This is a genomic window from Sphingomonas adhaesiva (assembly GCF_036946305.1).
GTDB lineage: Bacteria > Pseudomonadota > Alphaproteobacteria > Sphingomonadales > Sphingomonadaceae > Sphingomonas > Sphingomonas adhaesiva_B.
In genome coordinates, this window is record NZ_JAQIJJ010000002.1 from 393,405 (window position 1) to 412,142 (window position 18,738).

Genomic DNA, 18,738 nt, shown 5'->3' on the forward strand with positions numbered 1-18,738 from the left:
CCAGAGTGCTGAACATAAGTGCCAGGGCTGTGAGTGAAATCATAAGCATCGCCGCTCGATTTCTGCAAAAGGTTCGCATATTTGTAGACTGCCACAGTGGCTTCCTTTCCGATCTTACCAATGCAAATTGGTTGATTGAAAAACGAAGCCGGACTACAACACATGCGCTCGGTCAAAGAGCATGAGGTGGTACGTCCGTCTCCGATCAGGGTCGCCGCTACCAACGGTGGCCCTGATTTCGTTTTGGCAAGGTACGAATACCCAACCGAAATGAGGTCATAGTCCCCGCAAAGCGGGGGAATCTGTCATACGCATACCCCCACGCCGACAGAGAGGGGGCTATCCTCGCTCAGATCGCGAGGGAACTTGGCGCTATCGAATCGCACCACTTCTTCGAATATGCTCCACAAGCGACATAACCAGCTTGTCTCATGTTTGTTCCGCCCGTTGCAACCCCTTTCTAACATACCCCCACTTACGACTGAGAGGTTGCGTATCCCCGACCAACAGAGAGGTTTAGAGGTTGAGCTACGGTCGATCCCACCGTAACCCCCTACTTCCGCAGCCACTTCGACGTCGGATCGGAGATCCGCTGCTTCCCGTCCTTCAATCCCCATGAATCACCCAGCGCCTTGCGATCGGGCACGGCATCACCGTCCAGTGTCTGCTCCAATAGCTGATGGCAGGCACGCCGCATCTGCCGCGCCGAATCCTGCTTCCACGGTTTGTCGCTGGCGGCGGTCGTCATCCCGACGAAGGGTGACGATCTACGGCTACGGCTCACGGTTACATCTCCGATCGCTGCACGGCCGCGCGCAGCCGACCCGAATACAGATGACGAAGCATGTGGTACATAGGCCGGCGCCACTTCCCCCTGTCCTACACCGTCCAACACATGCCTTCCTTCCCGGCATGACCGACTCCACCCTCCCCCCGGTGCCGAGCTTCGACGCGGCGCCGCTTCGCCCCCGCCACGATGGCTGGACCCCCGCACGCCAGCGCTCCTTTATCGAGGCGCTGGCGCAGACCGGCTGTGTCGAGCAGGCCGCGACCTACGTGGGCCTGTCGCGCGCGTCCGCCTATGCGCTACGCCGCCGCGCGGGCGCGGAGAGCTTTCGCGATGCCTGGGATGCCGCGCTCGACGTGGGCGTGGCGCAGCTGGCGGATGCGGCGCTGTCGCGCGCGCTCCACGGCGTCGCCACCCCCGTCTTCTACCAGGGCGAACAGATCGGCGAGCGCCGCCGTTTCGACGAGAAGCTCACCATGTTCCTGCTGCGCTACCGCGACCCGCGCCGCTATGGCGCATGGAACGACCGCGAGCGCCATTATTATGCCAGCGACGCCGGCACGAAGCTGACCCGCGCGCTCGCCAAGCTTCCCGCCGATTCCGGTTCCGGTGGGGACGTAGTGTAAACTATGTCAACTTCCGCGCCGTGCGACGCCCGCCATCGCCGCCCCCGGACACACCCCCGCCAGCGGACACATCTCGCATACCGGCGCGTCCCATCGGCACACCTCCTGCCCCAGCCGCTTCAGCGCGACGTGGAAGCCGAGGAAGTCGTCGCCGCGCCACGCCGGCATGGCGCCGGTCACCGCCTCGCTGGCGATGCGGTAATTGACCGAGGCACCCACCACCTCCAGCCGCTGGAGCACGCGCAGCACATGGGTATCGACGATCATCACCGGGCGCCCCAGCCGGCTGGCGTTGAGCGTCGAGGCCGCCACCTTGCGCGCCACCCCGGGCAGCCGCTCCAGCCACGCCAGCGCCTCCCCCAGCGGCCGGTGCGCGAGATGGGAGAGGTCGAAGCCGCCGTCCTCGCGCGCGATCTGCCGCAACGCCGCGACCAGATGCGTCGCCTTGGCGTCGGCGAAGGTCACCGCCGCGATCACGCGCGCCACCTCGCCCGCCCCGGCCTGCGCCAGAGCGGCGGCGGAGGGATAGCGCCGGCCGAGCGCGCGATAGGCCGACAGCGACACCGCATCGCGGGTCCGCGCGCTGATCGAGGATTTCACGAGTTGCCCGATCGCCGTCCGCCGCTGTGCCGGCAGTGCCACGGGGCCGAGCAGTTCCCGCCAGCGATCGAGATCGGGACGCGAGAAGGAGAACGACTCCTGCATCCCGTGATTTTAGAACAAATGAGGAACCTCCGTCAAACGACCGGCGGCAGCGCCCAGTCGATCGTGCCGCGCCCGTGCCGCGACAGGAAATCGTTCGCCGTGCTGAAATGCCGCGACCCGAACCAGCCGTTATGCGCCGACAAGGGCGACGGATGCGGCGCCTTCAGCACCAGATGGCGCCCGCCGCGCGCCACATCCTGCACGAACGCGGCCTTCTTCTGCGCATAGCTGCCCCACAGCAGGAAGACGACCGGCTCCTCCTTCGCCGCGACCAGCCGGACGATCGCATCGGTGAACCGCTCCCACCCGCGCTCGCGGTGCGACGCGGCGCGGCCTTCCTCCACGGTCAGCACGCTGTTGAGCAGCAGCACCCCCTGTCGCGCCCAATGTTCCAGAAAACCGTGCGCGGGCGGGGCGATGCCGCAGTCGCTCGCCAGTTCCTTGTAGATGTTGACGAGGCTGGGCGGCGGCTTCACCCCCGGGCGCACCGAGAAGCACAGCCCATGCGCCTGACCCGCGCCATGATAGGGATCCTGCCCCAGCACCACCACGCGCACCGCGGGCAGCGGGGTGAGGTTCAGCGCCGCAAACCAGTCGGCCGAGGGCGGGAAGATGCGCTTCCCCGCCGCCTTCTCCGCGCGCAGGAAGTCGCGCAACGCCGCCATGTGCGGCGCGTCGAACTCGGCGCGCAGCGGCGCCAGCCAAGTGGGATCGATCTTCGGGTCGGCCATGGTCCGCGCCATATCGACGTGCCCGGATCGCGTCCAACCCGCTCAGCGCGTGGCGCGCTTCTCGAACCCCGTCAGCGTCTCCGCGGGGGCATCGTCGCTGACCGTCACCCGTTCGACCCGCGACGCGGGGGAGCCGTCCTGCGCCCGCGCCACGATCGCGTCGACCATCTCGGACGCGCCCTGCACCACCGCCTCGACACTGCCGTCGGCGCGGTTGCGGACCCAGCCGTCGAGCCCCAGCGCCTGGGCCTGCTCGACCAGCCAGTCGCGGTAGAAGACGTTCTGTACCCGGCCCGTCACGATCAGGCGACGGCGGATCACGTCACATCCTTGCCCGATGCGCGGCCGCCGTTCTTTTCGGGATAATCCTCGGGCAATACCTGCCCCTGGTTCTTCACCGCCTGCTCGTCGCCGGCGTCGCGGGGCTTGTCGTCCTCGCCGAAATCGCCGCCGGGCTTGTTGGGCTGTTCCACCATCGTCGCTCTCCTCGTGTCCCACCTCAACGGGCGGAGGCGGCGGAGGGTTCAGCCGTCGCGCCGCCGCTCGATCAGCCAGGGGCGCGGCCGCCCGGTGGGCCTGGCCACGCCATCCAGCCGGACCGCGCGCTCGACCCGCACCGGCTTCAGCATCAGCGTGCCGTTCATGCCGCCGCCGGTGCGCTCGGCCAGGATGCGCTTGACCGTCGCCTGCCCGCCGACGACGCGCCCGAACGCGGCATAGCCGGGGTTGGCGGGGGTCCAGTCCATCGATGGCTGCGCGCCGACGGTGATGAAGAAATTGCCGTTGGCCGATCCCGGCGGGCCTTTTCGTGCCATCGAGATCGTCATGTCGAGGTGCCTGATCCCGGTCTTCCTCGTCGATTCGTGCGGGATCATGTCGAGGAAGCGGCGCGCATCGGTGCGGATGCCCGACTGGATGAAGCCATATTGCGGTGCCTTGCGGTTGCGCGCAGTGCGATAGAAGCTGACCCCGTCGAACCGCCCATCGTCGACATATTTCAGGAAATTGGCGGTGGTGACGGGCGCGTGCCGCTGATCGAGCGCGAGCACGATCGGGCCGTCGGCGGTCTCCATCCGCACCCGTACCCAGCCGGGCGTGGCCTTGTCGGCGCGCTGCGCGGCGGCCGGCGTGGTGAGCAGCAGGGCAGCGAGCGAAAGGATCAGACGGCGCATCACGCCCGGCTACCCCTCGCCACCCGCACCGGCAAGCAGGTTGATCGCGGCATGCACCCGCGCCTCCGCCTCGCGCCGCGGCAGCCCGGGGGGGATTTCGGCGCCCAGCCGGATCGTCACGACGCCGGGCTGCGGCCAGCCCGTGCGGGGCACGAACCGCCCGCTGTCGACCGCGATCGGCACCACCGGATAGTTCAGCGTCTTGTACAGCCCCGCAAATCCCGACCGGAGCGGCGGCGTAGCGCCGTGCGGCACGCGCGTTCCCTCCGGATAGACGATCACCGAGCGGCCCTGCGCGCGCGCCACCCCCGCTTCCTTCACCAGCCGGCGCAGCGCCGCGGCGGAGGCCTCGCGATCCACCGCGATCGCGCCATAGACCTTGGTGGCATAGCCCCACAGCGGGATCCGCGTCAGCTCGCGCTTCAGCACCACCGCGGGGCCGTGGAGCAGGAACGACAGCTCGATCGTCTCGTACATCGCCTCGTGCTTGGCGGCGTAGAGCACCGGGTGATCGGGCAGCGTCCCTTCGAACCGGGTGCGCACCCCCAGCAACGTCGCCGCGGCCCAGCGGTGGAAGCGCGACCAGCCATGCGCATAGGGGATCATCGCACGCTGCCCGCCGATCAGCGCCACCAGCGGCACCAGCAGCAGGATCGGCACCGATCCGGTGTAGAACACCAGCCGGAACGCCAGCGTCCGCACGATCCGCACCGCCATCATCCCTGCTGCCTCCACGGCACATGCCGCCACACCGCCTGTCCGCCGATCGCGGCGGCGCGCAGCAACAGCTTGTTGTATTCGTTGAACGCCTGCCCCAGCGTCGGGAAGCTCGGCACGCCGTCGACCGCGATCGTCACGCCGTCGTCCAGCGCGGACGCCAGCTCCAGCCGGGCGCGGCGCGCATGCCAGTCCGACGTCACCAGCCGGATCGAGCGATAGCGATGCCCCGCCAGCCACGCCGCGGTCTCCTCCGCATTGCCGCGCGTGTCGACCGCGTCCGCGCCCAGGTCGACGCAACAGGCGATGGTGCGCGCATGGCCCGCGACGCGGATCAGGTCGGCGCGCGTCACCCCGGGCGCGGTGCCGGTGACCAGCATCCGCTGCGCCCGCCCCGCCTCCAGCAGCTCCAGCCCCCGCGCGATCCGCCCCGCCGCCCCGGTCGGCACGACGATCGCATCGGTGCGCAAGCCCGGGTCTGCGGGGCCGGGCAGCAGCAGCATGAACGCGACGAAGCCGAGCGCCCATGCCAGCAGCCCCAGTGCGGCGATGCGGCGGATCACAGCGTTCGCCCCAATGCCGCGGTGACGGTATGCCGCGCCACCGCCGCCGCCAGCGCGACGAACGCGAACGGCAGCGCGACGATCGCGATCCATCCGCTTTGCCCCAGCGCGGCCCCGCCCAGCAGCTGCGATCCCGCCGCCGCCACCTGCCAGCCGAGCAAGGCGACGACGATCCATGCCGCCACCCCGCCGACCAGCGCGCCCAGCGCGGCGTCGCGGGCGATGCGGCGCTGGAACAGCCGCGCCACCTGCACATCGGTCGCGCCCAGCCCGTGCATGACCTCGATCGTGGTGCGGTGCGCGTCCAGCCCGGCGCGGGCCGCCAGCACCACCACCGCCGCGGTCGCCGCCGCCATCAGCGCGACCAGCGCGGCGGCGAGCAGCGTGAAGCTGGTCAGCAGCCGACCGACCGGCGCCATGGCGTCGTCGTGCCGGTCCAATGTCGCCCCCGGCGCGACCCGCGCCAGCAGCGTGCGCACCCGGTCGGCCGCATCGGCGCGATCGGCCAGATCGATATCGATCAGCGCGGGGATCGGCAGGTCGTCGCCGGCCGCGCCGTTGCCCAGCCACGGCCCCAGCAGCCGCACCAGTTCCGCCTGCGGCACCGCATCGGCGTGGCGCACCGCCGACGACTGGCGCAGCGCGACCAGCACGCGCGCCGCCGCCGCCTGTCGCGCGGGTGCATCCGCCGCGATCACCTGCACCGTCGCGCGTCCCGCCAGTTCGCGCCCCAGCGCGCCCGCCGCGCCCGCCGTGGCGATCGCCGCGGCCGCCGCCAGCACGGTCAGGAACAGCATGATCGCCAGCACCCAGGCCATCGCCCGCCCCTGTCGCGCGGCGTCGAGCACGCGGATCGTCGATGGCGTCATGGCGCGCCCCGATCCGGCCCCCGGTCAGCCCCACGCCCCGGCGGGAAACGCAGGCTGCCGACCGGATCGTGCAGCCGCCCGTCGACGATCCGCATCAGCTGCGCCGCCTTGATGCGGTTGAGCAACGTCAGGTCGTGCGTCGCCACCACCACCGTCGTGCCCAGCCCGTTGAGCGAGGCGAACAATTGCATCAGCCGCTCCGCCATCGCCTCGTCGACGTTGCCGGTCGGCTCGTCCGCGACTAGGATCTCGGGCCGGCCGATCACGGCGCGCGCGATCGCCACGCGCTGCTGCTCGCCGCCCGACAGCGTCGGCGGGCGCGCCTCGGCACGGTGCGTCAGCCCGACCCAGGCGAGCATCTCGCCCACCGCCTCGCGCACCTCGCTCTCCATCACCCCGGCGATGCGCAGCGGCAGCGCGACATTGTCCGCGATCGACAGATGCGGGACCAGCCGGAAGTCCTGATAGACGACGCCGATCCGCCGCCGGAACCCGGGGATACGCTGGCGCGGCAGCGTGACGACGTCGGTGCCGAACAGCCGGATCACGCCGCGGCTGGGCCGCTGTGACAGGTAGAGCAGCTTCAGCAGCGAGGTCTTTCCCGCGCCGCTGGCACCGGTCAGGAAATAGAATTCGCCCGGCGCCAGCGCAAAGGACAGGTCGCGCAGCACCTCGTCCCCCTGGCCGTAGCGCAATCCGACATTCTCGAACTGGACAATTCCCGCCACGCGGCCTCAACCTGTGTCACCGCCGACTGCCATCGCACGCGCCTTGTGCGGCTTCAAGCGCGCCGCGACCCGCTTGCCATCGGCGCGGGACAGGTGTTTAGATTCGGTTTCCGTCCAGCCGGTGCCCGCGTCCATGCTCCTCGAATGTCCCGAATGCCGCACCCGCTACCTGGTCCCCGACAGCGCGATCGGGACCACGGGGCGCACCGTGCGCTGCGCCAACTGCCGCCACAGCTGGTATCAGGACCCGCCCGAGCTGGCGCCGCAGCCGGAACCGGTCGCCGAACCGCTGGTGGCGCCGCCCGTCGCGGCGGGGGAGCCGACGCCCACCCCCGCGGTGGCGAGCGCGCCGCCGCCGGCCGAGCCGTTCGTCGCGCCGCCCGCGGGCACGCCGGGATACGATGCCTTCGCGCACCGCCCCCCGTTCCGCCCGACGCGCAACACCACGCGCATCCGCACCATCGCTTCGCTGGCGGCGGGGCTGCTGATGCTGGTGGCGGTCGGCATCATCCTGTGGACCACCGCACCGGGGCTGGCGCAGCAGGTCGGGCTGTCGATCGGGCCGGAGGAACTGCCGCTGCGCATCGTCGACAACCCGATCGAGCGGCGCAAGATGGCCAACGGGTCGGAGCTGTTCGCGGTCAGCGGGCAGATCACTAACCCCTCGCCGACGCGCCAGCGCGTGCCCGACATTCGCGCCGACCTGCGCGATGCGCAGGACAAGATCGTGTTCAGCTGGACGATCACCCCGCAGCAGCGCACGCTGGCGCCCAGCGGTGCGATCGATTTCAACTCGGCGCAGGTCGACGTGCCCGCCAGCTCGAAACGGCTCGACCTCAGCTTCGTCGGCGAGGCGAGCTGACGCGCATCTTTCGGCCCCGCTTTGGCCATTGCCAGCCCGCAGAGGCGATGCTAGGGGCGCTGCCTTGCCAACCGCCGGGCTGCGCCCCGGTGGACATCACGTGCGGTCGTGGCGGAATTGGTAGACGCGCAACGTTGAGGTCGTTGTGTCCGAAAGGACGTGGAAGTTCGAGTCTTCTCGACCGCACCATTCTATCCCGGCGGATAGGGTCCGCCGCTGAGGCGGCAGTGTACCCGATCCTCGCGATCGCGCGTTGATACCCCGCATGGCGCCCGGCCCCTCCACCCCACGCCCCCATATCAATGCGATCGGCACCGCCGTTCCCGCGCAGGACATCCATGCCGCGTTCGTCGACTGGGCGCGCGCGCGCCTGCCCGCGACGGAGGCGAAGCTGTTCGACCGGATGGCGGCACGCGCCGGCATCGCGCATCGCTGGTCGGTGCTGACCGACCCGCCGGTCGCGCCCGGCGGCTTCTATGCGACCGAGCCGCATCCCGGCACCGGCGACCGCATGGCGCGCTATGCCGCGGCGGCGCCCGAACTGGCGCTCGCCGCCATCGCCGATCTCGCCGCACGCCGGCCGGTCGACGGCATCACCCATCTGGTCGTCGCCAGCTGCACCGGCTTCGTCGCGCCCGGCATCGACCAGCGGATCGCCGCCGCGCTCGCGCTGTCGCCGGGCGTCGAGCGCACGCTGATCGGCTTCATGGGCTGCTATGCCGCGGTCGCCGCGCTGCGCACCGCGCGCCACATCGTCCGCTCCGAGCCGGCGGCGCGCGTGCTGGTGGTGACGGTGGAGCTGTCGACGCTCCACCTCCAGGCGGAGGACCGGCTGGAGCCGCTGCTCGCGATGCTTCAGTTCGGCGACGGCGCCGCCGCCGCGCTCGTCACCGCCGACGCCGACGGCCTTGCGATCGGCCGCCCGTTCGCCACCACGCTGCCCGCGTCGGAGGCGCTGATCCGCTGGGACGTCACCGACCGCGGCTTCGCGATGCACCTGTCGGGCGAGGTGCCGGGGCGGATCGCCACCGCGCTCAAGGATCCCGCGCTGGTCGCCGCGATCACCGGCGGGCGCGTGCCCGATGCCTGGGCGGTCCATGCCGGCGGCCGGTCGATCCTGGACGCGGTGGCGGGCGCGCTGGACCTGCCCGCCGATGCGCTCGACGATTCGCGCGCCGTGCTGGCGGCCAACGGCAACATGTCCTCCGCGACGCTGATGTTCGTCCTCGCCCGGCTGCTGGAGCGGCCGGCGCCCGATCACGGCATCGCACTCGCCTTCGGCCCCGGCCTCGCCGCGGAGGGGTTCGCGTTCGGCCGCTCGGCATGACGCTCGCCACCCGCGCCATCGCCGAGGAATGGATGGATGCGGACGACCTGCCCGCCGCCACCTATGCCGATGTCGTCGCCGATCTGGCGAAGGTGAACCGCGTCACGCTGGCGGCGCGGCCCACGCTCGCCTTCCTGCGCCGCACGCTGCGCCCCGGGCGGCGCTACCGGCTGCTCGACGTCGGCTATGGCGATGGCGACATGCTGCGCCGGATCGCGCGCTGGGGGATGCGCCGCGGCATCGACCTCGACCTCGTCGGAATCGACCTCAACCCGCGCAGCGAGGCGGCGGCGCGCGCGCATACGCCGCCCGGCCTCGCGATCGACTGGCGCACCGGCGATTATGCCGATCTCGCCGACGAACCCTGGGACGTCGTCATCTCCAGCCTCGTCGCGCATCATATGTCCGCAGCGCAGCTGGTCGCCTTCCTCCGCTTCATGCAGCGTCACGCCGCGGCCGGCTGGCTCGTCAACGACCTGCACCGCCATGCCTTCGCTTATCGTGGCTGGCCGTTGCTGGCGGGGCTGTTCCGCTGGCATCCGATCGTGCGCCACGACGGCCATCTATCGATCGCGCGCAGCTATCGCCCGCACGAATGGCCCGCGATCCTCGCCGAGGCCGGCATCGACGATGCCCGCATCTATCGCGCCTTTCCCTTTCGGCTATGCGTCGAGCGCCGTTGATTCCGCCATTGATTCTGGGTGGCGGCCCGGCGGGCGCCGCCGCCGCGATCGTACTGGCACGCGCCGGCACGCCCGCCACCGTGATCGAGCGGACCCGCGACACCGGCGACGCGCTGTGCGGCGGCTTTCTCAGCTGGCGCACGCTCGACGCGCTGGCCGCGCTCGGCATCGAGCGCAACCGCCTCAGCCGCGACCGGATCACCCGCCTCCGTCTCTTCGCGCAAGGCCGTTGCATCGAGTCCCCCCTTCCCGCCCCCGCGATTGCGGTGTCGCGTCGCCATCTCGACTCGCTGCTGCTCGGCCACGCCGCCGCGCTGGGGACCGGCGTCGAACGCGGGGTCGCCGCGCGCACGATCGACAGCCGCACGATCCGCACCGCCGATGGCGCCACGCTGACCCCGGAGGCGCTGTTCCTCGCCACCGGCAAGCACGATGTCCGCGGCGCCGCGCGTCCCGCCGCGGCGCGCGGCGCCGACCCCACGCTGGGGCTGCGCCAGCGGCGCGCGCCATGCGCCACGCTGGACCGGCTGGTCGGCGACGCGATCGAGCTTCACCTGTTCGACCGCGGCTATGCCGGCATCGCCCGGCAGGAGGACGGCAGCACCAACATCTGCCTCGCGGTGCATCGGTCGCGGCTGGAGGCGGCGGGCGATCCCGCGCGGCTGCTGGCCGTGCTGGCGGCGGAATCACCCGCGCTCGGCGAGCGGCTGTCCGCGGGCGACGGCGGCGCGATCGAGGCGGTCGCTAACGTCCCCTATGGCTGGCGCGCCACCCGCGGCACGCCCGGCTGCTTCCGGCTCGGCGACCAAGCCGCGGTCATCCCCTCGCTCGCCGGCGAGGGGATGGGAATCGCACTCGCCAGCGGCGCATCGGCGGCGCAGGCCTGGCTCGCCGGTCGCGACGCCGCGGCGTGGCAGCGCGGATTCGCGCGTCGCGCCGCGCGCCCGCTCGCGATCGCCGGCGCGGTCCGCGCGCTGGCCGAACGCCCGCTGCTCGCCGCGCCGCTGCTCGCGCTCGCGGCGCGCAGCGGACTGATCCACGTCATCGCGCGGGCCACCCGCATCGACCATCCTGCCCATTGAACAACCGCCATACCGGGACCAGATCGCCCTCATGGAACATCTCAACCTCTCCGAAGCCGAGTGGAAGCAGCGGCTGACCCCCGAGCAATATCATGTCCTGCGCCAGGCCGGGACGGAGCGCGCCTTTTCCGGCCGCTACAACGACAACAAGGCGGACGGCCTGTACCATTGCGCCGCCTGCGCACTGCCGTTGTTCGACAGCGCCGACAAATATGATTCCGGCTCCGGCTGGCCCAGCTTCACCCAGCCGATCACGCCGGATGCGGTGACCGACCATCGCGACACCAGCCACGGCATGACCCGCGTCGAGACGCGTTGCGCGCGCTGCGACAGCCATCTCGGCCACGTCTTCCCCGACGGCCCGCCGCCGACGGGGCTACGCTATTGCATGAACTCGGTCTCGCTCGACTTCCGCGCCCGCGCCGCGGCGTAGAACATGGTTCACGCGGAGGCGCAAAGCGGTCGCGGCTGCCGCATAGCGGCCTTGAAAGCTCCTCCGCCGACGGCGCTTTGGATAGCGCTGCCGCGCGCGCGACACCTCCGCGTCTCCGCGCCTCCGCGTGAACCAAATCCACTTCTTGTTAACCATGGCCTAAGCCTTTATCCGGCAAGGCGCACCTTATGGCCCGCGCCTCTTCCCCCAAAAGCCGATCCGCATCCCCCTCGCGCTGGCGGGGGCGGCTGTGGTTCGCCGCCAAGGCCGCGATCGTGGTCGCGGTGCTGCTGGTCGGTGCGCTGGTCACTGCGGTCTATATCGCGCGCGCGCAGCTGCCGAGCTTCGAGAGCCTGAAGTCCTCGCCCAACGGCCAGATGATCCGCGTCCATGCCGCCGACGGCTCGGTGCTGGTGTCGCTCGGGCCGAGCTATGGCGAATGGCTGCCCTATGATCGAATCCCTGCGGTGATGCGCGACGCCACCGTCGCGGTGGAGGACCGCCGCTTCCGCAGCCATCTGGGCGTCGACCCGATCGGCATCGCGCGCTCCGCGATGATCCGTGTCGAGCGTGGGCGCTGGGTGCAGGGCGGATCGACCATCACGCAGCAGCTGGCGCGCAACATCTTCCTCAACAACCAGAAGAAGTTCGGCCGCAAGTTCCGCGAATGGATCCTGGCGCTGGCGCTGGAGCGCAAGTTCAGCAAGGACCAGGTGCTGGAGCTGTACCTGAACAAGGTCTATTATGGCGGCGGCGCCTATGGCATCGATGCGGCCAGCCGCAAGTTCTTCGGCCATGGCGCGGACCGGCTGACGCTGGCGGAGGCCGCGGTCATCGCGGGGCTGGTCAAGGCGCCGTCCAATTACTCCCCCACCGCCGATGCCGATGCCGCCAAGGGCCGCGCCGGCGTGGTCCTGCAGCAGATGGTGCGCAACGACTTCATCACCCAGGGGCAGGCCGATGCCGCCGACCCGGCCGATGTCGCGCTGGCGCCGGCGCCGAAGCAGAACAGCGTCCGCTATTTCACCGATTGGGCGCTGCCGCAGCTGGACCTGCTGATCGACGAGACGGTCAAGCCGCTGGAGGTGTGGACCACGCTGGACCCGGCGATGCAGCGCGCCGCCGATGGCGCGGTGCGCGCCAATGTCCCGGGCGGCGCGCAGGGGGCATTGGTCGCGATCGACCGCGACGGCGCGGTGCGCGCGATGGTCGGCGGCACCGATTACGTCAGCTCGATCTACAATCGCGCCACCCAGGCGCAGCGCCAGCCGGGATCGGCGTTCAAGCTGTTCGTCTATCTCGCCGCGCTGGAGGCGGGTCGCACGCCCGAGGACAAGGAAATCGACGAGCCGGTCACGATCGACGGCTGGTCCCCGCGCAACGACTCGCGCCGCAACTCGGGCGAGGTGACGCTGCGTACCGCGTTTGCCTATTCGCTCAACACCGTCGCGGCGAAGCTGGGGCAGGCGGTCGGGTTCCAGACCGTCGCCGACATGGCGCACCGCTTCGGCATCACGACGCAGGTCAACATCCATCCCTCGATGGTGCTGGGGACGTCGGACGTGCGGCTGATCGACATGACGCGCGCCTTCGCCTCGGTCGCGAACAAGGGCGTCGCGATCACCCCCTTCGGCATCACCCGCGTCACCGCCGATAACGAGGTGATCTACACCCACGAGGTGGATCGCAGCCGCGTATTGGTCGCGCCCTATGTCGCGGCGCAGATGACCGACCTGCTCCAGACCGCAGTCAACACCGGCACGGGGCGCGCCGCGCAGATCGGCCGCCCGGTCGCGGGCAAGACCGGCACCACCAGCAGCAGCAAGGACGGCTGGTTCCTCGGCTTCTCCTCCGGCCTCACCACCGGCGTGTGGATGGGGCGCGACGACGCACGGCCGATTTCCGGCCTCCATGGCGGCACCGCGCCGGCAAGAGCGTTCGCGCAGTTCATGAAGGCCGCGGTCGCCAGCCGTCCGATCGAGCAGTTCGACACGCAGGTGACGCTGCCCGAGGCGCAGCTGGAGCCCGATGCCGAAAGCTATTACGGCGCGCCCGACAACATGAGCTTCGTCGATGAGGACGGACAGCCGCTGGGCGACGGATCGCGTCCGCCTGCGGCGGTCGAGGACGATACCGGCTTTGGCCAGGAGCGCCCTGTCGCCCCGACGCGCCCGCGCGACGACCTGACCCCGCCCGACACCGGGACCGAACGGCTCGACCAGGACTGGCTCGATCGCGTCACCGGGCAGCAGCAGCAGCCGCGTCGCGAGGCGCCCCGCACCCCGCCGACGCCGGCCCGTACTCAGCCGCTGCGCGACTCCGACCGCCCGAACCAGTGAAGCGCCGCGCCGTGCGCGCGTAGCCATGTGCGCTCCGCGCGGGGATCGCGTCCGAAGAGGCGCTCGACCGCGGCGTGGAAGGCGGGCGAGTGATCCATGTGGAGCCGGTGCGCGACCTCATGAGCCACCGTCGCGCGCCGTACCTCCGGCGGTGCGAGGATCAGCCTCCAGCTGTAGCGGATCGTGCCGTCATGCGCGCAACTGCCCCAGCGCCCGCGCGGATCGCCGATCGCGACGCGACTGACCGTCACGCCTGCGCGCGCGGCATAGAAGGCCGTTTCCGCCTCCAGCAGCGCCAGCGCCCGCCGCTTCAGCCACGCCGCCACGCGCCGCTCGACCATCTCCGCCGGACCGCCGATCACCAGCCGCTCGCCCGCCACCACCGGCAGCCGCGCCGCATCCGCATCGTGTACGATCAGCAGGTCCGTGCCCTCGACCGGGATCGTCGCTCCGGGCAGGAACGGTCGCGGTTGCGGCATGGCGTCACGCTGGCGCGCGATCCACGCCTGCTGCCCCCGCGCCCAGGCGACTGCCCGCTCGACCGAGGCGCGTGGCGGCAGCGTCAGCCGCGCGCGGCCGGTCAGCGGATCGAACGACAGCTTCGTGCGCCGCGCGCGGGGATGGCGCACGACGTCGAATTCGCCCGAACCCGGGGCCGTCACAGCTGGCGGTCGACCATATGATGTTCGAGGTCGCCGGCATCGTCCTCGCTGATCGTCCAGCCGCGCACCGACTCGCCCGCGCGATGCACCGCCTCGCGATCGCCGCTGACCAGATAATGCCATTCCGGCAGCGGCTCGCCATGGGCGCGCAGGCGATAGGCGCAGGTCGACGGCAGCCAGTCGATCGAATCGACGTTGCCGCTCGTCAGCCGCACGCATTCGGCGACATAGGCGCGGCGGTGGCGATAGTTGGAACATTGCCCGCTGCGCCGGTCGAGCAGCCGGCACGCGACATTGGTCGCGATCAGCTCGCCGGTTTCCTCATCCTCCAGCTTGTGCAGGCAGCATTTGCCGCAGCCGTCGCACAATGCCTCCCATTGCGCGCGGTCGAGCCGGTCGAGCGGCACGTCCTCCCAGAAGCGACCCGTCAGTGCGCCCATTTCATCACCTCGTCCGCCATGGCCTGCGGCGGTGCCTCGGGCAGCAGCGCCAGCGGCTTGCCGTCCGGATCGAACAGATAGATCTGCCGGCTATGGTCCATCATATAGCCGTCGGCGGTGCCCTTCCCGCGCGCATAATAGATGCCATAGGCCCTGGCGGTCGCCGCGATCACCTCCGCGCTGCCGGTCAGCCCGACCATGCGCGGGTGGAAGGCGGAAACGAACTGCTTCAGCACCGCGGGCGTGTCGCGCGCCGGGTCGACCGTGACGAAGATCGGCACGATCCGCTTGCCGAGTGCCGCATCCTTCGTCTCGATCAGCTTCAGCGCGGCGGCGATGTTCTGGACGTCGACCGGACAGACATCGGGGCAGAAGGTGTAGCCGAAATAGACGATGCGATAGCGGCCGGCGAAATCGCGATCGGTGACGGTGCGCCCGTCCTGATCGGTCAGCCGAAACGCGCCGCCGATCCGCGCGCCCGCGAGCGGCGGCTGCACGGGCGGCTCGGACGAGCAGGCCGCGAGCGATCCGGCCAGGAAAAGGGCCAGCGCGGTGACCCGGATGCGCATGTTCATGGTGACGGCAGATGTGATGGGTTATAGCGCGATCCGCAACCCTGCCCTCCATCCGTGTCAGAGGCTCATGTCCGCTCGCTTCTCCCCCGCCTGGCTCCTCCCGCTCGCCGCGCTCGCCACCCCGCTCGCGGCGCAGCAGCAATCGCAAAGCTACAAATTCCTGGAGGCGATACGGAAGGCGGACGGCAATGCCGTGATCGCGATCCTCGACCAGCCGGGCCAGACGATCGTCAACACCCGCGACGTCAGCAGCGGCGAGGCGGCGATCCACATCGTCGCGCGGCGCGGCGACGCCACCTATCTGCGCTATCTGCTGGCGAAGGGTGCGGACCCGAACCTGCGCGACCGCAACGGCAATACCGCGATGATGCTGGCGACCGAGGCGGGCAATGGCGAACTGGTCGGCATCCTCGCCGCCGCAAATGCCAATGCCAATCTGGGCAATGCCGGCGGCGAGACGCCGCTGATCCGCGCGGTCGAGCGCCGCGATCTCGCGCTGGTGCGCGCGGTGCTGGCGGCAGGCGGCAATCCCGACCAGACCGACAATGTCGCCGGCCTGTCCGCGCGCGACTATGCCAAACGCGACCAGCGCGCGACCGCGATCCTGAAACTGATCGAGGACACCCCGCGCAAGGCACCGCGCGCGATCTCCGGGCCGAAGCTGCGGTAACCCGTCACCCCGGGCTTGACCCGGGGTCCCGCTTCTTCTGGGACCGACGGACGAAAAGCGGGACCCCGGATCACGTCCGGGGTGACGATGATGGGAATCGCTACACCGCCATCCCCGCCTCGGGATCATGCGTCGCGATCAGCCGCCGCGCCGCGCGCCTGGCGAAGGCCAGCGTGCACCGCTTGCGGACATGCGCGGGCAGCGGGTCGGTGCGTGCCTCGCGCACGATCGCGGCATCGTAGCGGTCGGCGACGATCAACCCGGTCCGCTCCGGCAGGAACGCCGGCCCGTCGATCGGCGCGGCATCGAACCCCGCCGGCACCGCCCAGTAGAAGCGGTCGCAATGCGCCAGATAATCCTGCCACTTGGCATCGCCGAGCAGGTCGGCGCGCGACACCTTGATCTCCACGATCACCAATTGCCCGCGCGCATCCAGCGCCATCAGGTCGGCGCGGCGTCCGCCGTCCAGCGGCACCTCGGCGATCGCGGTCAGTTCGTGGCGCAGCAGCATCCGGGTGACGCCGCGCGCGACATCGGCGGCGCACAGCGCGCTGTCGCCGGTGTCGTCGCAGGAAGGAGGCGGGCTCAGCATCCCCGCTGAATAGAACATCAGGGGAACGAAGGTAAAGCCCCCGGTCCATGAGCGGGGGGGAACGCCCCCGCTCCGCCGGTCAGCGATAGAAGAGGTGGTTGCCGATCGCGGCGACGCGGATGCGCGCCGGATGGCCGGCGCGGCGGCCGTTGAAGTACAGCGCGTTGGACGCGTCGCTTTCCCACGCATCCTTCAGCGCGACCTTGGCCACCGCCACCGCGGTGCGCCAGTCGTCGTTGCTCGGCGCCGCCGGGATGCGGCCACCGCGCACGAAGGAGAATTGCCCGGGCTGGGTCACGACGCTGCACACGTCGCTGCCGAAGCGGCGCGACTGGGTACGGTTCAGGATGACCTCGGCCACCGCGAGCTGGCCGGCGAGCGGCTCGCCGCGGGCCTCGAAATAGATCGCGCCGGCGAGGCAGCGCAGGTCGTCGCCCGTGTTCGACGGGATCGACTGATCCGCCACGGCGGCGGCGAGGGTCGGATAGGCGACCTGCTCTTCTTCAGACGGCGTGCTCACGGCCTCATCGGCGGGCAGTTGCGGCGTCTGGATCATCACCGCGGGCGTCGCGGTGGGGAAGGCAGCGGTCGGAGCGGCAACGGACACGGCGGTCGCGGCGGCGACGGTCACCGGCGTGGTCGAGGGGAGCGCATTGGTGTCGGCCGCGAGTGCGGCGGAACCCTGGGCGATCAGACCGACCATCGAAAGGGTGAACGTTGCGAGCGTCGCAACGCGCGAGGTAAAGGGCATTCCACATCGATATTATGCGGTGGGCGTGCGAACGCGATCGCTGCAGAAGCGCGAGGCTTCAGGATCGGCCGGTATTCCCCCCGACTGCGTCACCGTTCGGGATCGCACCCCGCACCGGCACAACGCTTGCCTGTGATGGGAACCGCGTATCCGGCCAAGGGTTAATGGAATCAATCGTCGAGGATCGTTTCAGCGACGAACCGTTCGGCCTGCGGGACGTTCAGTTCGATCACCCACAGATCGGGATCGCGGGCGCGGCGCGCCTGCCAATAGTCCTCCATCGCGCGTTCCTCGCCCGATGTCGGCCCCGCGGGCACCAGGATATCGCGGTCGTCCAGGTCGCGCATCCGCTCCACCGCGCGCACCCGCATCCCCTCGTCCAGCAGAATCAACAACATACCCGCTTGCGCATCGCCCGACGCGCGCACCACACCCAGCCCGCCTGCATCGTTGACCCGCCGCAGCAGCGCCGCGACCGTCAGGTGAGTCGGCAATCTCACGCCGGCGAATAGCCGGGCAGCGTCGCCAACGCGATTCGCGAGCGCATGAAGGTGCCCGTGCCACGCGCCACTTCCTCGCCGTCCGCGGTCACCAGCCGCGCCTCGGCGATGAACACGCGGCGCTGCCCGCTGACCCAGCGCCCCTCCGCCACCACCGGCCCTTCCCCCATCGGGCGCGTCAGCAGCAGGCTGAACTGCGTCGTCAGCAGGAAGCGATCGGTGACCAGGCTGTTGCAGGCATAGAAAGCGGCATCGTCCAGCATCTTGAAATAGCTGGTGCCGTGCGCCGCGCCCGCGGCATGGAAATGCCGCTGGTCGACGGTGAAGTGGATCCGGGACCGCCCCGCCTCGCCGATCTCCATCCGCGATTCGAAGAAGCGGTTGATCGGCGCGGCCGCATAGAGCGACTCCAGCGCGCGATAATGGGCCTCCGCCCCTTCAGGCTGCGTCACGCGTCTCGTCCGTGGTCAGCAGCGCATAGACCGCGTCGGGCGAGCCGGCACCGCGCAGCTTGTCGACGAAGCGCCGGTCGCGGAACCGCCGCGCGACGCGCGCCAGCGCCTTCAGATGCGCCGCCCCCGCCTGCGGCGGCGACAGCATCGCCACCACGATATCGACGCCGACATCGTCGGGCGCGCCGAAATCGAGCCGCTGCGCCAGCCGGACCACCAGGATGGCGATCCGGTCCAGCCCCTCGATCCGCGCATGCGGCACCGCCACCCCGCCGCCGAACCCGGTCGACCCCGCCTTCTCCCGCGCGAGCAGCGCCTCCGCCACCGCGCGCGGGTTCAGCCCCAGCAGCGGCGCGGCCAGCCCGCCGATCTGGGTGAACAGCGTCTTCTTCGACGCCGCGGTCAGCCCGATGGCGACGCCATCGGGGACCAGAAGGTCGCTGAGATCGATCATGATCCGGTTCGGTATCCG

The 18,738-nt window shown here is 70.5% G+C and carries 26 protein-coding genes and 1 tRNA gene; 9 read left to right on the plus strand and 18 right to left on the minus strand.

The features are described 5' to 3' along the window. Positions 1-553: 553 nt before the first annotated feature. The gene (locus tag PGN14_RS02080; RefSeq protein WP_335297747.1) at positions 554-748 is read right to left on the minus strand and encodes a hypothetical protein; all 195 of its coding nucleotides are present in this window, start codon (positions 746-748) and stop codon (positions 554-556) included. A 164-nt stretch (positions 749-912) separates the two neighbouring features. On the opposite strand from PGN14_RS02080, the gene PGN14_RS02085 reads away from it, so the two are divergent. Beyond that, the gene (locus tag PGN14_RS02085) at positions 913-1,413 is read left to right on the plus strand and encodes a hypothetical protein (protein WP_335297748.1); all 501 of its coding nucleotides are present in this window, start codon (positions 913-915) and stop codon (positions 1,411-1,413) included. Positions 1,414-1,419: 6 nt separating this feature from the next. On the opposite strand, the gene PGN14_RS02090 is transcribed toward PGN14_RS02085, so the two are convergent. From PGN14_RS02090 to ftsE, 9 genes are read right to left on the minus strand one after another with little or no spacing between them, the layout of a single operon-like run. Continuing rightward, positions 1,420-2,118 (minus strand): endonuclease III domain-containing protein, encoded by a 699-nt coding sequence (locus tag PGN14_RS02090; protein ID WP_335297749.1) that lies wholly within the window; start codon positions 2,116-2,118, stop codon positions 1,420-1,422. Between the two features lie 32 nt (positions 2,119-2,150). After that, positions 2,151-2,849 (minus strand): uracil-DNA glycosylase, encoded by a 699-nt coding sequence (ung, locus tag PGN14_RS02095; protein ID WP_335297750.1) that lies wholly within the window; start codon positions 2,847-2,849, stop codon positions 2,151-2,153. A 42-nt stretch (positions 2,850-2,891) separates the two neighbouring features. Further along, complete coding sequence (locus PGN14_RS02100; protein WP_335297751.1) at positions 2,892-3,170, minus strand: acylphosphatase; 279 nt, start codon at positions 3,168-3,170, stop codon at positions 2,892-2,894. Continuing rightward, complete coding sequence (locus PGN14_RS02105) at positions 3,167-3,325, minus strand: hypothetical protein (protein WP_335297752.1); 159 nt, start codon at positions 3,323-3,325, stop codon at positions 3,167-3,169. Before PGN14_RS02105 ends, PGN14_RS02100 begins: the two co-directional genes overlap by 4 nt. A 48-nt stretch (positions 3,326-3,373) precedes the next feature. Beyond that, positions 3,374-4,021: a peptidylprolyl isomerase gene (locus PGN14_RS02110; RefSeq protein ID WP_335298032.1), complete on the minus strand. Its 648-nt coding sequence runs from the start codon at positions 4,019-4,021 to the stop codon at positions 3,374-3,376. A 9-nt stretch (positions 4,022-4,030) separates the two neighbouring features. After that, positions 4,031-4,741 (minus strand): lysophospholipid acyltransferase family protein, encoded by a 711-nt coding sequence (locus tag PGN14_RS02115; protein WP_335297753.1) that lies wholly within the window; start codon positions 4,739-4,741, stop codon positions 4,031-4,033. Then, complete coding sequence (locus PGN14_RS02120) at positions 4,738-5,301, minus strand: YdcF family protein (RefSeq protein WP_335297754.1); 564 nt, start codon at positions 5,299-5,301, stop codon at positions 4,738-4,740. The genes PGN14_RS02115 and PGN14_RS02120 overlap by 4 nt, the downstream gene beginning before the upstream one ends. Then, the gene (locus PGN14_RS02125; RefSeq protein WP_335297755.1) at positions 5,298-6,170 is read right to left on the minus strand and encodes a permease; all 873 of its coding nucleotides are present in this window, start codon (positions 6,168-6,170) and stop codon (positions 5,298-5,300) included. Before PGN14_RS02125 ends, PGN14_RS02120 begins: the two co-directional genes overlap by 4 nt. Next, positions 6,167-6,898, minus strand: coding sequence for a cell division ATP-binding protein FtsE (gene ftsE / locus PGN14_RS02130; RefSeq protein WP_335297756.1), 732 nt, complete (start codon positions 6,896-6,898; stop codon positions 6,167-6,169). The genes PGN14_RS02125 and ftsE overlap by 4 nt, the downstream gene beginning before the upstream one ends. A gap of 133 nt (positions 6,899-7,031) precedes the next feature. On the opposite strand from ftsE, the gene PGN14_RS02135 reads away from it, so the two are divergent. From PGN14_RS02135 to PGN14_RS02165, 7 genes are all read left to right on the plus strand, one after another. Next, entirely contained in the window at positions 7,032-7,760 is a 729-nt protein-coding gene (locus tag PGN14_RS02135) for a zinc-ribbon domain-containing protein (protein ID WP_335297757.1), read from the plus strand. Between the two features lie 102 nt (positions 7,761-7,862). Next, positions 7,863-7,949, plus strand: a tRNA-Leu gene (locus PGN14_RS02140). 76 nt (positions 7,950-8,025) lie between these two features. Further along, the gene (locus PGN14_RS02145; protein ID WP_335297758.1) at positions 8,026-9,087 is read left to right on the plus strand and encodes a type III polyketide synthase; all 1,062 of its coding nucleotides are present in this window, start codon (positions 8,026-8,028) and stop codon (positions 9,085-9,087) included. Continuing rightward, positions 9,084-9,770: a methyltransferase domain-containing protein gene (locus PGN14_RS02150; RefSeq protein ID WP_335297759.1), complete on the plus strand. Its 687-nt coding sequence runs from the start codon at positions 9,084-9,086 to the stop codon at positions 9,768-9,770. The genes PGN14_RS02145 and PGN14_RS02150 overlap by 4 nt, the downstream gene beginning before the upstream one ends. Further along, complete coding sequence (locus PGN14_RS02155) at positions 9,767-10,852, plus strand: NAD(P)/FAD-dependent oxidoreductase (RefSeq protein ID WP_335297760.1); 1,086 nt, start codon at positions 9,767-9,769, stop codon at positions 10,850-10,852. The genes PGN14_RS02150 and PGN14_RS02155 overlap by 4 nt, the downstream gene beginning before the upstream one ends. Before the next feature lie 31 nt (positions 10,853-10,883). Next, complete coding sequence (msrB, locus tag PGN14_RS02160) at positions 10,884-11,285, plus strand: peptide-methionine (R)-S-oxide reductase MsrB (RefSeq protein ID WP_335297761.1); 402 nt, start codon at positions 10,884-10,886, stop codon at positions 11,283-11,285. A gap of 188 nt (positions 11,286-11,473) precedes the next feature. Next, a complete protein-coding gene (locus PGN14_RS02165; RefSeq protein ID WP_335297762.1) occupies positions 11,474-13,624 on the plus strand; it encodes a transglycosylase domain-containing protein in 2,151 nt (716 codons plus the stop codon). Here PGN14_RS02165 and PGN14_RS02170 read toward each other — a convergent pair. Genes PGN14_RS02170 through PGN14_RS02180 form a run of 3 tightly spaced genes read right to left on the minus strand, consistent with a single transcriptional unit; the run spans position 13,588 to position 15,301 of the window. Further along, a complete protein-coding gene (locus PGN14_RS02170) occupies positions 13,588-14,286 on the minus strand; it encodes a M48 family metallopeptidase (protein ID WP_335297763.1) in 699 nt (232 codons plus the stop codon). The two genes, PGN14_RS02165 and PGN14_RS02170, sit on opposite strands and share 37 nt — an antisense overlap. Beyond that, positions 14,283-14,726, minus strand: a complete 444-nt coding sequence (locus tag PGN14_RS02175) for a YcgN family cysteine cluster protein (protein ID WP_335297764.1) — start codon at positions 14,724-14,726, stop codon at positions 14,283-14,285. The genes PGN14_RS02170 and PGN14_RS02175 overlap by 4 nt, the downstream gene beginning before the upstream one ends. Beyond that, a complete protein-coding gene (locus PGN14_RS02180) occupies positions 14,714-15,301 on the minus strand; it encodes an SCO family protein (RefSeq protein WP_335297765.1) in 588 nt (195 codons plus the stop codon). The genes PGN14_RS02175 and PGN14_RS02180 overlap by 13 nt, the downstream gene beginning before the upstream one ends. Positions 15,302-15,368: 67 nt before the next feature. On the opposite strand from PGN14_RS02180, the gene PGN14_RS02185 reads away from it, so the two are divergent. Continuing rightward, on the plus strand, positions 15,369-15,971 hold the full coding sequence (locus PGN14_RS02185; protein WP_335297766.1) for an ankyrin repeat domain-containing protein: 603 nt from the start codon (positions 15,369-15,371) through the stop codon (positions 15,969-15,971). Positions 15,972-16,071: 100 nt separating this feature from the next. On the opposite strand, the gene PGN14_RS02190 is transcribed toward PGN14_RS02185, so the two are convergent. From PGN14_RS02190 to PGN14_RS02210, 5 genes are all read right to left on the minus strand, one after another. Then, positions 16,072-16,563, minus strand: a complete 492-nt coding sequence (locus PGN14_RS02190) for an MmcB family DNA repair protein (RefSeq protein ID WP_335298033.1) — start codon at positions 16,561-16,563, stop codon at positions 16,072-16,074. Between the two features lie 79 nt (positions 16,564-16,642). Then, a complete protein-coding gene (locus PGN14_RS02195) occupies positions 16,643-17,266 on the minus strand; it encodes a cell wall hydrolase (protein ID WP_335297767.1) in 624 nt (207 codons plus the stop codon). Positions 17,267-17,484: 218 nt separating this feature from the next. After that, positions 17,485-17,814, minus strand: coding sequence for a DUF1491 family protein (locus tag PGN14_RS02200; RefSeq protein WP_335297768.1), 330 nt, complete (start codon positions 17,812-17,814; stop codon positions 17,485-17,487). Then, positions 17,811-18,266 (minus strand): PaaI family thioesterase, encoded by a 456-nt coding sequence (locus tag PGN14_RS02205; RefSeq protein ID WP_335297769.1) that lies wholly within the window; start codon positions 18,264-18,266, stop codon positions 17,811-17,813. Before PGN14_RS02205 ends, PGN14_RS02200 begins: the two co-directional genes overlap by 4 nt. Beyond that, entirely contained in the window at positions 18,253-18,720 is a 468-nt protein-coding gene (locus tag PGN14_RS02210; protein ID WP_335297770.1) for a PTS sugar transporter subunit IIA, read from the minus strand. Before PGN14_RS02210 ends, PGN14_RS02205 begins: the two co-directional genes overlap by 14 nt. Positions 18,721-18,738 lie beyond the last annotated feature (18 nt).

Bases quoted from the DNA above. Each gene is read 5' to 3' on its own strand.
- PGN14_RS02080 (WP_335297747.1), bottom strand. From the start codon at position 748: ATGACGACCGCCGCCAGCGACAAACCGTGGAAGCAGGATTCGGCGCGG.
- PGN14_RS02085 (WP_335297748.1), top strand. From the start codon at position 913: ATGACCGACTCCACCCTCCCCCCGGTGCCGAGCTTCGACGCGGCGCCG.
- PGN14_RS02090 (WP_335297749.1), bottom strand. From the start codon at position 2,118: ATGCAGGAGTCGTTCTCCTTCTCGCGTCCCGATCTCGATCGCTGGCGG.
- ung (WP_335297750.1), bottom strand. From the start codon at position 2,849: ATGGCCGACCCGAAGATCGATCCCACTTGGCTGGCGCCGCTGCGCGCC.
- PGN14_RS02105 (WP_335297752.1), bottom strand. From the start codon at position 3,325: ATGGTGGAACAGCCCAACAAGCCCGGCGGCGATTTCGGCGAGGACGAC.
- PGN14_RS02110 (WP_335298032.1), bottom strand. From the start codon at position 4,021: ATGCGCCGTCTGATCCTTTCGCTCGCTGCCCTGCTGCTCACCACGCCG.
- PGN14_RS02115 (WP_335297753.1), bottom strand. From the start codon at position 4,741: ATGATGGCGGTGCGGATCGTGCGGACGCTGGCGTTCCGGCTGGTGTTC.
- PGN14_RS02125 (WP_335297755.1), bottom strand. From the start codon at position 6,170: ATGACGCCATCGACGATCCGCGTGCTCGACGCCGCGCGACAGGGGCGG.
- PGN14_RS02135 (WP_335297757.1), top strand. From the start codon at position 7,032: ATGCTCCTCGAATGTCCCGAATGCCGCACCCGCTACCTGGTCCCCGAC.
- PGN14_RS02145 (WP_335297758.1), top strand. From the start codon at position 8,026: ATGGCGCCCGGCCCCTCCACCCCACGCCCCCATATCAATGCGATCGGC.
- PGN14_RS02150 (WP_335297759.1), top strand. From the start codon at position 9,084: ATGACGCTCGCCACCCGCGCCATCGCCGAGGAATGGATGGATGCGGAC.
- msrB (WP_335297761.1), top strand. From the start codon at position 10,884: ATGGAACATCTCAACCTCTCCGAAGCCGAGTGGAAGCAGCGGCTGACC.
- PGN14_RS02165 (WP_335297762.1), top strand. From the start codon at position 11,474: ATGGCCCGCGCCTCTTCCCCCAAAAGCCGATCCGCATCCCCCTCGCGC.
- PGN14_RS02175 (WP_335297764.1), bottom strand. From the start codon at position 14,726: ATGGGCGCACTGACGGGTCGCTTCTGGGAGGACGTGCCGCTCGACCGG.
- PGN14_RS02180 (WP_335297765.1), bottom strand. From the start codon at position 15,301: ATGAACATGCGCATCCGGGTCACCGCGCTGGCCCTTTTCCTGGCCGGA.
- PGN14_RS02185 (WP_335297766.1), top strand. From the start codon at position 15,369: ATGTCCGCTCGCTTCTCCCCCGCCTGGCTCCTCCCGCTCGCCGCGCTC.
- PGN14_RS02190 (WP_335298033.1), bottom strand. From the start codon at position 16,563: ATGCTGAGCCCGCCTCCTTCCTGCGACGACACCGGCGACAGCGCGCTG.
- PGN14_RS02195 (WP_335297767.1), bottom strand. From the start codon at position 17,266: ATGGTCGGTCTGATCGCCCAGGGTTCCGCCGCACTCGCGGCCGACACC.
- PGN14_RS02210 (WP_335297770.1), bottom strand. From the start codon at position 18,720: ATGATCGATCTCAGCGACCTTCTGGTCCCCGATGGCGTCGCCATCGGG.